Here is a 12809-nt window from a genome sequence, read left to right as displayed (position 1 = left end):
ACCGGGTCAGGCGGCAGCCGGCACCGGTCGCCGGCCAAGCCGGCTGATCCACAACGACAGCAGGATGACGCTGCCGCCCAGCGCGATCTTGGCGAGGTCGGCGTCGCGGTTCCAGATCAGCAGGTTGACCAGCAGGCCGAGCGGCACGTGCAGTTCGTTCATCACCGCCAGCGTGCCGGCATCGACGCGGACACTGCCCTTGACCCACCAGAACAAGCCGAGTGCCGTGGCGAACAGGCCCATCCACAGCAGCACGCCCCACTGGATCGCCGTGACCGGCAGCTTGTCCGGGTTGCCGAAGATCAGGAAGGACGGCAGCACGAGGACCAGCGCGCCGAGGAAGAAATGGCCGAAAAAGCGGTACAGCGGCAGCTCGACCGGGTGGCGCAGCAGCAGGTGGCGGCACAGTACCTGGCCGGCGGCGAAGGTCGCGTTGGCGATCTGCAGCAGCACGAAACCCCACAGGAAATCGCCGGCCAGCGGCTGCCAGCGGATCATGATGCCGCCGCCGACGGCGACCGCGGCGGCGAACAGCGCCCAACGGTTGAAGCGGCGTTCGAGCGCGTCCTCGATCAGGGTCACGTAGATCGGTGTCAGCACCGTGAACAGCAGCACTTCCGGCACCGTCAGCACGCTGAAGCTGCGGTACAGGCAGAGGTAGGTGATGCCGAACTGCAGTGCCCCGGCCAGCCAGAAACCGGCCGCCAGCCGCGCCGGCAGGCCGCGCCAGAGGGTGAACGGCAAAAAGATCAAGGCGGCGACGGCAACCCGGGCAAGCACCGCGAAGTCGCTATCGACCTGGCCGGCGAGATACTGGCCGATCAGGCTGAAGGAAAACGACCAGATCAGGTTGACGATGAGCAGGTAGGACATGAGAACGGCCGGCGGCAAAAGCGCGAATGATAATGGCAGGCGGCGCCGGCCGCTAAAAGAGTTGCAGCTCGGCCTGCACCGCCAGCGGCTGCGGCGTTGCAGGCGGCGGCTGCAGCCCGGCGGCGCGCACGCCGAGCAGGCGGATGCGCTTGCCGAGCGCGATGCGCTTCAGGCACTGCCCGGCCGCCTGGCGGATCGCCTGGGCGTCGGCCAGCGGTTCGGCCAGCGTCAGGTCGCGGGTGACCGTGCTGAAATCGGCGAAGCGCAGCTTGATGCCGATCGTCCGCGCCACCAGGCCCTTGCGCGCAAGGTCGTCGGCAACCCGGGCGCACAGCCCGGTGAAGGCCTCGGACAGCGCCGCGCGGTCGAGGCCGACGTCGAGGTCGCGCTCGAAGGTGCTCTCGCGGCTGACCGACTTGGGATCGCGCTCGGTCACCAGCGGCCGCTCGTCGATGCCGCGGGCGGCGCGCCACAGCCAGCTGCCGGTGCTGGCGCCGAAGCGGCGGACCAGTTCGCTCTCAGCCACCGCCGCCAGCTGGCCGACCGTGTCGACGCCCATGGCGCGCAGCCGCTCGGCCGCTTTCGGGCCGATGCCGTTGATCTTGCGCGCCGCCAGCGGCCAGATTCGCGTCGGCACGTCGTCGTGGCCGAGGATGGTGATGCCGTCGGGCTTGTCGAGGTCGGAAGCGATCTTGGCCAGCAGCTTGTTCGGGGTGATGCCGATCGAGCAGGTCAGCCCGGTGGCCGCCAGCACCGCCTGCTTGATCCGCCGGGCCAGCGGCAGACTGTCCTCGGCGATGCCGGTCAGGTCGATGTAGATTTCATCGATGCCCCGGTCCTCGATCACCGGCGCGACGCTCGCCACCGCCGCCTTGAAACGCCGCGAATAGTCGCGGTAGGCGTCGAAGTTGGCCGGCAGCAGGATGGCATCGGGCGCCAGTTGCGCCGCCTTCATCAGCCCCATCCCGGAAAACACGCCGAGCGCCCGCGCCTCGTAGGTCGAGGTGGTGATCACGCCGCGCCCGACGTAATCGCGCAGCCGGGCGAAGCGCAGGCTGCCGTCGGCCTGCTCGACCGGCCGGTCGACGCGGCGACCGCCGACAACCACCGGCTGGCCGCGCAGCATCGGGTAATGCCGCAGCTCGACCGAGGCGAAGAAGGCGTCCATGTCGAGGTGGGCGATGCGGCGATTACTGTTTATATGCACAGTATAAAGCCCGGAACGCCGCTTGCGCCAGCCTCCGGGTTATCCACGAAATCTGTGGATAAGTCTGTGGAAGCGCACTGGGTGTTGCTTCTAGCCAACTGACGGATAAGCACTTTTGTTGCATTGCTCATTTTCTTTGCACAAGCCTCCCTCGCTTGGCGTACAGTACTCTCCTAGCCGTCTCAATGACCCGCAACACCGCATCCTGACCCAGGAGGCCATCATGCCCAGCCCCATCAGCTCAAGCACCGCCGCGCAAGACGCCTATCGCAGCCAGTCGGTCAACAACCGTAGCGAGCGGTCGATGAATTCCCTGAGCAACAGCCTGAAGGCTGCCGAGAAGATGGCGACCGCCATCGGCGCCGATACCGCCGGCCTGAAGAACGCCCTGCAGCAGGTCTCGCGTGCCACCTCGACCACAGGCGACAGCGCTTCGACGAAGGTCACGCTGAGCGCCGACGGTGTCGCCCGGCAGCAGGCGGAAAGCACGCGCAGCGCATCGGCCACGGCACGGCCGGAACGCCGCCAGTTTGCTTCGGTCGACGAAGCCATCGCCTACGGCACCGCTCGTGCGGCCGAGCAGCGCGGTGTTCAGCAGAACAGCGCCAACAACGAAGAAAACACCCGGACCCAGGCCAGCAACGGCACCTCCCGCCGTCAATTCGCCTCGGTCGACGAAGCCATTGCCTACGGCACGGCCCGTGCTGCCGAGCAGACCGCCGCCCGCCAGACCAGCGCCACCAACGAGGAAAGCAGCAAGACGCAAACCAGCAACAACAGTTCGTCGCGCCGTCAGTTCGCTTCCGTTGAAGACGCCATTTCCTACGGCACGCAGCGGGCACTGGAGCAGTACAACAAGCAGAGAACCGTGCTCGGCTGAGTCGGCAGCGAACCAGAAACACATCGATCCGGGGCGGCCTGCGGGCCGCCCCATGTCGTTTACCGACGGCAGCGGGTAAACTGCCGGCGATGACCGCCCTGCCCGCCCGCCCCCGCCTCCTGTCGGTGATTCCGCCGATGACGCAGCTGAACACGCCCTACCCGGCGACAGCCTACCTGACGGGCTTCCTGCGTTCGCGCGGCTTCCACGCCACGCAGGCCGACCTGGCGCTGGGCACCGTCCTCGAACTGCTGTCGCCGGCCGGCCTCGAGCAGCTGCGGGCGGCGGCGGAAGCGCTGCCGCGCAAGCAGCGCTCGCCGACGATCAAGACCTTCCTCAACCAGTTCGAACGCTACCGCGTCGCCACCGGACCGGCGCTGGCGCTGCTGCAGGGGCGAGACAGCTCGCTGGCGCACCGCATCTGCACCCGCGCCTTCCTGCCCGAGGGACCGCGCTTCTCGGCGCTCGACCACTATGTCGACGACGGCAGCGGCGACCCGCTCGGCTGGGCCTTCGGCGCCCTCGGCATCCAGGACCGCGCCCGCCACCTGGCGACACTCTTCCTCAACGACCTCGCCGACGTCATCCGCGAGGCCGCCGACCCGCGCTTCGAGTTCGTCCGCTACGGCGAATCGCTGGCCCAGAGCCAGCCCAGCTTCGAACCGCTGGCGCAGGCGCTGGCAGCGCCGCCGACACTGGTCGATGCGACGCTGGAAAAACTGACGCTGGCCACCGTCGACCGGGAACAACCGGACATGCTGCTGATCTCGGTGCCCTTCCCCGGCTCGGTCTATGCGGCCTTCCGCATCGCCCAGGCGGTCAAGGCGAAGCACCCGCAGATCGTCATCGTCCTCGGCGGCGGCTGGGTCAATACCGAGTTGCGCGAACTGGCCGAGCCGCGCGTCTTCGACTTTTTCGACTACGTCACCCTCGACGACGGCGAGGCGCCGCTGCTGGCGCTGATCGAGCACCTCGCCGGGCAACGGCCGCGGCTCAACCTGCTGCGCACCTTCACCCGCGTCGACGGCACCGTGCGCTGGTTCACCAGCGGCGAGCCGGACGTGCCCTTCGAGGACGTCGGCACGCCGACCTGGGACGGCCTGCCGCTGGATCGTTACCTGTCGCTGCTCGACATGCTCAATCCGATGCACCGCCTGTGGTCGGACGGGCACTGGAACAAGCTGACCGTCGCCCACGGCTGCTACTGGAAGAAGTGCAGCTTCTGCGACGTCAGCCTCGACTACATCTCGCGCTTCGAGGCCGCCAACGCCAGCACGCTGGTCGACCGCATCGAGCGCATCATCGACGAGACCGGCCACAGCGGTTTCCACTTCGTCGACGAGGCGGCACCGCCGAAGGCGCTGCGCGCGCTGGCCGAGGAACTGCAGCGGCGCAAGCTGGCGATTTCCTGGTGGGGCAACGTGCGCTTCGAGAAGTCGTTCACGCCCGAACTCTGCCTGCAGCTCGCCGACAGCGGCTGCATAGCCATTTCCGGCGGCCTGGAAGTCGCCTCCGACCGGCTGCTGGCGCTGATGAAAAAAGGCGTCTCGGTCGACCAGGTGGCGCGCGTCACCCGCGCCTTCACGGACGCCGGCATCCTGGTGCACGCCTATCTGATGTACGGCTTTCCGACGCAGACCGTGCAGGACACGGTCGATGCCCTGGAGTACGTGCGCCAACTGTTCGCCGAAGGCTGCATCCAGTCCGGCTTCTTTCACCGCTTCGCGTGCACCGTGCACTCGCCGGTCGGGCGCGATCCGGCGGCATACGGCATCACGCTCAAGCCGGAACCGTTCAAGGGCTTCGCCAGGAACGACGTCGCCTTCGTCGATCCGACCGGCGTCGACCACGCCAGCCTCGGAAGGGGCTTGAACAAGGCGCTGTACAACTACATGCACGGCATCTGCCTCGACGACGACGTCCGCCGCTGGTTCGACGAGCGCATGCCCAAGCCGCGCGTCCGACGGAATTTCATTTCCCAGGCACTCAACGCCAATTTCGCGTAATCTCACCCGATGCGTTTTCGCTTCCGACTCGACAGCCTGACTTCCCGCATCATCCTGCTGGGGTCGGTCATATTGCTCATCGGCGCCCTGAGCCGGATCGTCTTCCTGAGCGATTACCTGCGCGACGACATCACCGAACTGACGGCCAAGCAGTTGACGACCATCGCCAATTACGTCGCCCGGGACGTCAATCGCGACATCGTCGCCCGCCAGACACTGCTGGCGCACGTTGCCGACAAATTCCCGCCTGCCCTGCTCGACCGCCCCGAGCGTCTCAGGGAATGGCTGGGCGAGCAGCATGAAATCAATCCGCTGTTCTCGCGCGGACTGGTGGTCATCGACACCACGGGCAAGGTGATTGCCGACTACCCCAAAGTCCCCGGCCGCGCGGGCAGTCCCACCGACGACCGCGATTATTTCCAGCAGGCGCTGGCAGGAAAAGCCACGATTGGTCGCCCCATCATCAGTCGCGTGGCAAACCTGCCGATCCTGCCGATGTCGGCGCCGCTGCACGACGCCCGGGGCAAGCTGCTCGGCGTGTTGCTCGGTATCTCGGCGCTCCAGTCGGACAATTTCCTGTCCGCGCTGTACACCACCCGGATCGGACAGACCGGTGGCCTGCTGCTGATCGCCCCCCAGCACAAGCTGTTCGTCGGCTCGACCGACCCGCGGATGATCCTTACCCCGACACCGCCGCCCGGCGTCAACAAACTGCACGACCTGACCATGGCCGGTTTCCGGGGACACGGCATCACCATCAACGCCAAGGGCGTCGAGGAAATCGCCGCGACCGCCTCGGTGCCGAGTGCCGACTGGATCGTCGTCGCTCGCCTGCCGACCAGCGAAGCGCACAGCCCGGTCAGCCGTCTGGTCCAGTTCATCATGCGCAATACGGTGATCATCCTGCCGATCTTCATCCTGGTGATGATCCTGATCATGCGCCGCATGATGCGTCCGCTGATGGAAACGGCCAACCGGGCCGACCGCATGACCCAGGGCGAACTCCCGCTGGAACCGCTGCCGGTTGTCCATAACGACGAGGTGGGCCACCTGACGGCTGCCTTCAACCGGGTACTGTCGAAACTCCTGGAAAGCCGGGCCGAACTCAGTCACATGGCCCATCACGACCAGTTGACCGGCCTGCCCAACCGCAAGCTACTGGCCGACCGGATGAAACTGGCGCTGGCCCGCGCGCACCGCAACGACGGCCGGCTCGCCGTGCTTTTTCTCGATCTCGACGGCTTCAAGCCGATCAATGACCGCTACGGTCACGAGGCCGGCGACCTGGCCCTGCGCCAAGTTGGCGACCGGCTGTCGGCAGTGATCCGCCGCGAAGACACGCTGGCTCGCGTCGGCGGTGATGAATTCGTCGTCCTGCTCTCCGACCTTGACGCATCGGCGGGCGAAACCGCCGAACGGGTTGCCGACAAATGCCTGGCCGTCTTCGCCAAACCGTTCGCTCTCCCGGCCGGCCCATGCGTGCTCGGCACCTCGATCGGCATCGCCATCGGCGACGGCGACAGCGATCAGGACCGCCTGCTGATTGCCGCCGACCAGGCCATGTACCGCGCCAAGGAAGCCGGGCGCGGTCGCTATTGCCGGGCTTAGCCGAGCACCCCGATGATGTTGAGGAAGATGATCACGATCGCCACCGGCGAGACGTAGCGGACGACGTTGAACCACAGCACGAAAACCCGGCTGCCCATGCGGATTTCGTCGAACACGTGGGCGCGCTTCATCGTCCAGCCAACGAACAGCGCGATCAGCAGGCCGGCCAGCGGCATCATGATCTTGGTCGTCAGCGTGTCGAGCAGGTCGAACAGGCCCAGGCCGAACACGGTGAAGCCGCTCCAGTCGTTGAACGACAAGGCGACCGCGATGCCGAGCAGCCAGACGCCGCTGCACAGCACGACGACGGCCTGCTTGCGGCCCATGCCGAAACGCTCGTTGAGCAGCGACACGCCCGGTTCGAGCAGCGAGATCGCCGAGGTCCAGGCGGCAAAAACGACCAGCACGAAGAACAGCAGGCCGACGGCGTGGCCGCCCGGCATCTGCGAGAAGGCCAGCGGCAACGTCTGCAGGATCAGGCCGGGACCGGCCGCGGGCTCGAGTCCCTGGGCGAAGACGATGGAGAAGATGGCGAGGCCGGCGAGCAGCGCGACCAGCGTGTCGGCGCCGGCGATAGCGAGGCCGGTACGCGGGATCGAGACATCGCGCTCGAGGTAGGAGCCGTAGGTGATGATCGCGCCCATGCCCAGGCTGAGCGTGAAGAAGGCATGGCCCATGGCGGCGAAGAGGACGCCGCGGTTGATCGCCGACGGTTCGAAATGGAACAGGAAGCGCCAGGCGGCCGGCAGGTCGGCGGCGACCGCGCCGTAGCCGACGAGGAAGACGAGGATGCCGAACAACGCCGGCATCATGATCTTGTTGGCGCGCTCGATACCGCCGGTAACGCCGCCGAGCACGACCAGTGCCGACATCGCCATGAACACGGTGTGCCAGAAGATCAGCCGGCCCGGGCTGGCGAGCAGCGCACCGAAAGCCTCGGCGAAGGCTTCCTTGGGCAGCGCCTTGAAGCCTTCGGCGGCCTGCCAGGTGTAGTCAAGAACCCAACCGGCGACGACGCTGTAGAACGAGAGGATGAGGAAGGCGCCGACGATGCCGATGTAGCCGATTACCTGCCACAGCCGGGTGGCACCGGCTTCGTCGGCGAGCACGCGCATGCTGCCGACCGGGCTGCCCTGGCCGCGCCGGCCGAGCATGCTTTCGGCCATCAGCAGCGGCACGCCGATACCGAGGATGCAGCACAGGTAAACCAGCACGAAGGCGCTGCCGCCGTTGCTGCCGGTCATGTAGGGGAATTTCCAGATATTGCCGAGGCCGACCGCCGAGCCGACGGTGACCAGAATGAAAGCCCAGCGGCTGGACCAGTGGGCACGCGCCGTTTGCGCTTGTTCAGACATCCTGCTCTCCCAGAATTTGTTGGCCGGATCGCCCCGGTCTTTCGGAAAAGGTCGCGATTCTACGCCGCCGCCGGCGGCACCGTAGCTAGGGATTTCACCTAGGGTAGAACTCGCCGCCGGGGCAAATCGGTTACCATCGCGCTCGCCCGCTGCATGCAAAGAACACCATGAACGACCAATTCGATCTCTTCTCCGCCCCGCCTGCCGACCCCGAACCTGCGCTGCCGCCCGGCGAGCCGCCGCTGCCGCCCGCCGCGCAAGGCCCGGCCGAAGACATCCCGACGCCGGCCGACTACGCCGCCCGGCGCTATCTCGAATACGCGATGAGCGTGGTCACCGGCCGCGCCCTGCCGGCCAACGCCGACGGCCAGAAGCCGGTGCAGCGGCGCATCCTCTACGCGATGCACCGAATGGGCCTGTACAAGAGCCCGAAGCACGTCAAATCGGCGCGCGTGGTCGGCGACGTCATCGGTAAATATCACCCGCACGGCGACTCCTCGGTCTACGACGCGATGGTGCGCATGGCCCAGGACTGGAGCCTGCGCTACCCGGTGGTCGACGGCCAGGGCAACTTCGGCTCGCGCGACGGCGACAACGCCGCCGCCATGCGCTATACCGAAACCCGGCTGACGCCGATCGCCGAACTGCTGCTCGCCGAACTCGACGAAGGCACGGTGGACTGGAAGCCGAACTACGACGGGGTCAATGACGAACCCTGCCTGCTCCCCGCCCGCCTGCCCTTCTGCCTGCTGAACGGCGCCTCCGGCATCGCCGTCGGCATGGCCACCGAAATCCCCTCGCACAACCTGCGCGAGATCGCCAGCGCCGCCGTCGCGCTGATCCGCGATCCGGCCACCAGCGAGGACGACGTGCTGCGCCTGGTGCCCGGCCCGGATTACCCGGGCGGCGCCCAGATCATCTCGACGCCCGAGGAAATCGCCGCCACCTACAAGAGCGGTCGCGGCAGCCTGCGCGTGCGCGCCAAATGGAAGATCGAGCCGCTGGCGCGCGGCCAGTGGCGCCTGGTCGTCACCGAACTGCCGCCGGGCGTATCCACCGCCACCGTGATGTCCGAAATCGAAGCCTGCTCCAACCCGGTGGCCAAGGAAAAGGCCGGCAAAAAGGTGTTCACGCCGGAACAGCTCAACCTCAAGGCGGCTTTCCTCTCGGCCATCGGCGAAAGCGGCGTGCGCGACGAATCGGGCAAGGAACACGACGTTCGCCTGGTCATCGAACCGGCCAGCTCGCGCCAGGGCCAGGACGACCTGGTCCGCCTGCTGCTCGCCCACACCAGCCTGGAAACCAACGCCTCGATCAACCTGACGCTGCTCGGCCTGACCGGCTCGCCGCGCCAGGGCACGCTCCACGACATGATCGCCGAATGGTGCCGCTTCCGCCTGGCGACCGTCGAACGGCGCACCCGTCACCGCCTGTCTGCCGCCGAACGGCGCATCCACATCCTCGAAGGCCGGCAGGCGATCCTGCTCGACATCGACCGCGTGATCAAGGTCATCCGCGAATCGGACGACCCCAAGGCCGACCTGATCGCCCATTTCAAGCTCTCGGAAATCCAGGCCGAAGACATCCTGGAAATCCGCCTGCGCCAGTTGGCCCGCCTTGAAGGCATCAAGATCGGCGAGGAACTGGCCAAGCTGCGCGAAGAAGCCGCCGGCCTCAACAAGCTGCTCGATTCCGAAACCGAGTTGCGCGCCTGCGTCGCCGCCGAAATCGAAGCCGACGCCAGGAAATACGGCGACGACCGCCGCACCCTGATCGAAACCGCCGAACGCGTCACCCTGTCGGACGCCAAGAACGTCTCGATCCCCGACGAGCCGACCACGCTGATCGTCTCCAGGCACGGCTGGCTACGCTCGCGTACCGGCCACAACGTCGATCCGGCGCAACTGACTTTCCGCTCCGGCGACAGCCTGCTCGCCTGCATTCCCTGCCGCACGGTCAACCACCTGATCCTGCTCGACACCAAGGGCCGCGCCTACTCCATCCCCGCCGCCGACCTGCCCGGCGGCAAGGGCGACGGCGTTCCCGCCACCTCGCTGGTCGATTTCCAGGACGGCGGCAAGCTGCTGCTCGCCCAGGCCGTCGCCGCCGACAAGCTGTATCTGGTCGCCGGTGAAAGCGGCTACGGCTTCCGCGTCAAGGGCGAGGACCTGCTCTCACGCGGCAAGGCCGGCAAGGCCTTCCTCAACCTCGACGACGGCGAAGCCCCGGCCATCTTCCAGCCGGCGCCGGCCGACGGCGACATTGCGGTATTCACCAAGGACGGTCGCGCCCTGGTCTTCCCGCTCGAGGAAATCCGCCTGCTCGGCAAGGGCCGCGGCCTCAAACTGATCGACGCCGCCCCCGGCAAGAACGCACTGGAAGCCATCGAACCCGTCATCGACGGCGTCGCCGGCAAACTCAAAGGCGAACGCCTGGAAACCTGCCGCGGCAACCGCGGCGGCAAAGGCAAGCCGGTGAAGGCGCCGCGCAAGTAAGGCGCGGCGGGTTCGCTCAATTGATCCGCAGATCGCGCGTCACCCGCCGCAGCTCAAGCGCCTTGGCATGGGCGTGACGAGCGCGCAAGCGCGGGTCGGTGAGTAGTTGGCCGGCGGATTCGCCGAGCACCATGACCACGCCAAGGACCGGCAGCACCAGCATCAGGCCGGGGACGCCGGCGACGGCGCCGCCGATGAAGATCATCAGCACGGTGACCAGCGGGTGCATGTTCAGGCTTTTGCCCACCGTCACCGGCATGAAGACGAAGTCGTCGAGCAGGCGCACGGCGACGAACAGGCCGATGGCGGCGTAGGCGACGCCCGGCTGGCCGGGGAAATCGGTGGCGACGACCAGCACCACCAGCAGGCAGCCGATGACCGAGCCGACAAAGGGAATCCAGGCCAGCACGGCGGCCAGCAGACCGAGCATCAGCGCACCGTCGATGCCGATCACCCACAAGCCGGCGGCCAGACACAGGGTATCGAGCAGGGTCAGTTGCAGCAGGCCGACGAAATACTGCCGCGCCGTGCGATCCACCGCGTCGATCAGTGCCAGGCTGCGCTCGAAATAGGCATTGGGCACGGCGCGCAGCAGCAGGCGACGAAAACGCCAGCCGTCGCGCAGCATGAAAAAGGCGATGAATGGGACCAGCAGCAGCGAAGGCGACCAGACCATCAGGCCCATGACGATGCCCGGCAGGTATTTTTCGGTGAAATGTTCGAAGAAACCGCCCAGCTGGGTTTCCAGCATGGCCCGCGCACCGCTTTCGGCGAGGAAGGCGGAACGCGCTTCAAGATCGCTGAGGACGTCGGTCAGCAGGCGGATGCCGCCACCGATGTAGCGCAACAGGGTTTCGTGCAGGCCGGCCACGTCGCCGAGCAAGCGGGGGAAACCATAGACGACCGGGAGCGCGCACACGAGAAACGCCGCCACACTGACCATGGCCGCGGCGGCGTCGTGCGACACGCCGCGCAGCAGCAGGCGCAGTTTCAGCGGCGCCAGCAGGTAATGCAGAACCAGCGCCAGGATGAAGGGCACGACCAGCCACAGGATTTTCTGGAAGAAGAACAGCAGCAGGCAGGTGGCCAGGATGTTTCCCGACCATACCAGCGGCCCGGCCCGGTAACGCAGCAGGCTCACGACGCTTCCCTGGCTGGCGCAATTTCGAGCATGGCACGCAGGCGGCGACCGAGATGGCGCGCCAGTTGCAGCGAAATGCAGGAAGCGATGCGGGCGTGCGAGACCATCAGGCGGTCGAATTCGGTACGCGGCAGGACGACCAGCGTCGTCGGCTCCAGCGCCCGGATCTGCGCCGAACGCGGCGCACCGTCGAGCAGGCCCATCTCGCCAAAGAACTCACCGGCGACGAGTTCGGCCAGCGGTCTGTCACCCGCGCCCTCGGCAATCACGGCAACGCGGCCGCTGACGACGACATACAGCGCCTGGCCGTCTTCCCCGGCATCGAAAACGACTTCGTCGGGCAGAAACTGGCGCTCATGGGCAAATGCCTCGACCACGCGCAATTCGCGTTCGCCGAGATCGCTGAACAATGCCGTACCGCTGAGCCGGTGCCCGGCCCGGCCTTTTCCCCGTTCAAGCCAATGCCACTTCATGACGCCCCCCGTTCATTCCTGCGGCATTCTAGCGCAGCTACGGGCGCACAAAAGAAAACCGGGGCCGCAGCCCCGGTTTGTCGTGCATCGTCAGGCGACGATCAGATCAGATCAGGCAGCCTTCTTGGCAGCAGCCTTCGGGGCGGCAGCGGTGGTGGCCTTGATCGAGGCTTCGGTCGCAGCGGAAACGCTGGCTTCGGCAACTTCGGCAGCCTGCTTGGCAACCTTGTTCAGGCCGTCCATGGCTTCGTTGGCGGACTTGATCGCGGTCTTGACAGCGGCAACGGCAACTTCGGAACCAGCCGGAGCGGAAGCCAGAGCCTTTTCAACCAGGTTGGTGACCTTGGCGTTGGTGTCGGCGACGTGCGATTCAACTTCCTTGGCGATCTTTTCCTTGGCATCGGTCGCGATGGCGATCACGTTGCGCGAGTACTCGACACCCTTTTCGATCGACGGGGCAGCGATGCCCTTCTGCAGTTCAACCAGGGACTGGATGTCCTTGACGCCGAGCAGGGCGTTCAGGTTGGAGACATAGGCTTCGAAAACCGAACGCGAAGCGGACAGGTTCAGGACAGCCAGACGCTCGATGCCATCGAAAGCGGTGTTGGCAAAGAACAGGGCAAAGTTGAAGCCGGACTTGGCGAACTCTTCAGGTTTGATGGTCATTTTGTTTCTCCGTGAGGGTTGGGTGATTCCTGATCTGCATATGTTGCAATGCAGCATGGACGTATTCTATCTGCTTACTAAACCATGTCAAGACAATTTTGTGCA

Annotated in this window: 10 protein-coding genes; 4 read left to right on the top strand and 6 right to left on the bottom strand. The window is 66.4% G+C overall.

Annotated features, from left to right (window positions below; genetic code table 11):
- Positions 1 to 6: 6 nt before the first annotated feature.
- On the bottom strand, positions 7 to 873 hold the full coding sequence (locus tag Q0799_RS00160; protein ID WP_298392954.1) for an EamA family transporter: 867 nt from the start codon (positions 871 to 873) through the stop codon (positions 7 to 9).
- A gap of 52 nt (positions 874 to 925) precedes the next feature.
- On the bottom strand, positions 926 to 2080 hold the full coding sequence (gene dinB, locus Q0799_RS00155; RefSeq protein ID WP_298392952.1) for a DNA polymerase IV: 1155 nt from the start codon (positions 2078 to 2080) through the stop codon (positions 926 to 928).
- Between the two features lie 223 nt (positions 2081 to 2303).
- On the opposite strand from dinB, the gene Q0799_RS00150 reads away from it, so the two are divergent.
- The 3 genes from Q0799_RS00150 (at position 2304) to Q0799_RS00140 (ending at position 6574) form a co-directional block, all read left to right on the top strand.
- Positions 2304 to 2960, top strand: a complete 657-nt coding sequence (locus Q0799_RS00150) for a hypothetical protein (RefSeq protein WP_298392950.1) — start codon at positions 2304 to 2306, stop codon at positions 2958 to 2960.
- Between the two features lie 89 nt (positions 2961 to 3049).
- Positions 3050 to 4966 carry a radical SAM protein gene (locus Q0799_RS00145; RefSeq protein WP_298392948.1) on the top strand — a complete coding sequence of 639 codons (1917 nt, stop codon included), beginning with the start codon at positions 3050 to 3052 and terminating at the stop codon, positions 4964 to 4966.
- Positions 4967 to 4975: 9 nt separating this feature from the next.
- Positions 4976 to 6574, top strand: coding sequence for a GGDEF domain-containing protein (locus tag Q0799_RS00140; protein WP_298392946.1), 1599 nt, complete (start codon positions 4976 to 4978; stop codon positions 6572 to 6574).
- Here the strand turns inward: Q0799_RS00140 and Q0799_RS00135 are convergent.
- On the bottom strand, positions 6571 to 7929 hold the full coding sequence (locus Q0799_RS00135; RefSeq protein WP_298392944.1) for a sodium-dependent transporter: 1359 nt from the start codon (positions 7927 to 7929) through the stop codon (positions 6571 to 6573). The genes Q0799_RS00140 and Q0799_RS00135 overlap by 4 nt on opposite strands.
- A 167-nt stretch (positions 7930 to 8096) precedes the next feature.
- On the opposite strand from Q0799_RS00135, the gene parC reads away from it, so the two are divergent.
- Positions 8097 to 10424 (top strand): DNA topoisomerase IV subunit A, encoded by a 2328-nt coding sequence (gene parC, locus Q0799_RS00130; RefSeq protein ID WP_298392942.1) that lies wholly within the window; start codon positions 8097 to 8099, stop codon positions 10422 to 10424.
- Positions 10425 to 10440: 16 nt separating this feature from the next.
- Here the strand turns inward: parC and Q0799_RS00125 are convergent, their stop codons facing one another.
- The 3 genes from Q0799_RS00125 to Q0799_RS00115 form a co-directional block, all read right to left on the bottom strand.
- On the bottom strand, positions 10441 to 11565 hold the full coding sequence (locus tag Q0799_RS00125) for an AI-2E family transporter (protein ID WP_298392940.1): 1125 nt from the start codon (positions 11563 to 11565) through the stop codon (positions 10441 to 10443).
- Entirely contained in the window at positions 11562 to 12038 is a 477-nt protein-coding gene (locus tag Q0799_RS00120; RefSeq protein WP_298392938.1) for a cyclic nucleotide-binding domain-containing protein, read from the bottom strand. The genes Q0799_RS00125 and Q0799_RS00120 overlap by 4 nt, the downstream gene beginning before the upstream one ends.
- 111 nt (positions 12039 to 12149) lie before the next feature.
- Positions 12150 to 12704: a phasin family protein gene (locus tag Q0799_RS00115; protein WP_298392936.1), complete on the bottom strand. Its 555-nt coding sequence runs from the start codon at positions 12702 to 12704 to the stop codon at positions 12150 to 12152.
- Between the last annotated feature and the right edge of the window lie 105 nt (positions 12705 to 12809).

The sequence above is a fragment of the uncultured Azonexus sp. genome (assembly GCF_937982035.1).
Classification (GTDB): domain Bacteria; phylum Pseudomonadota; class Gammaproteobacteria; order Burkholderiales; family Rhodocyclaceae; genus Azonexus.
The sequence above is the reverse complement of the archived record's forward strand: the minus strand, read 5'-3'. Positions and strand labels throughout refer to the sequence as shown.

Bases quoted from the DNA above. Each gene is read 5' to 3' on its own strand.
- Q0799_RS00135 (WP_298392944.1), bottom strand. From the start codon at position 7,929: ATGTCTGAACAAGCGCAAACGGCGCGTGCCCACTGGTCCAGCCGCTGG.
- Q0799_RS00120 (WP_298392938.1), bottom strand. From the start codon at position 12,038: ATGAAGTGGCATTGGCTTGAACGGGGAAAAGGCCGGGCCGGGCACCGG.
- Q0799_RS00145 (WP_298392948.1), top strand. From the start codon at position 3,050: ATGACCGCCCTGCCCGCCCGCCCCCGCCTCCTGTCGGTGATTCCGCCG.
- parC (WP_298392942.1), top strand. From the start codon at position 8,097: ATGAACGACCAATTCGATCTCTTCTCCGCCCCGCCTGCCGACCCCGAA.
- Q0799_RS00115 (WP_298392936.1), bottom strand. From the start codon at position 12,704: ATGACCATCAAACCTGAAGAGTTCGCCAAGTCCGGCTTCAACTTTGCC.
- Q0799_RS00140 (WP_298392946.1), top strand. From the start codon at position 4,976: ATGCGTTTTCGCTTCCGACTCGACAGCCTGACTTCCCGCATCATCCTG.
- Q0799_RS00150 (WP_298392950.1), top strand. From the start codon at position 2,304: ATGCCCAGCCCCATCAGCTCAAGCACCGCCGCGCAAGACGCCTATCGC.
- Q0799_RS00160 (WP_298392954.1), bottom strand. From the start codon at position 873: ATGTCCTACCTGCTCATCGTCAACCTGATCTGGTCGTTTTCCTTCAGC.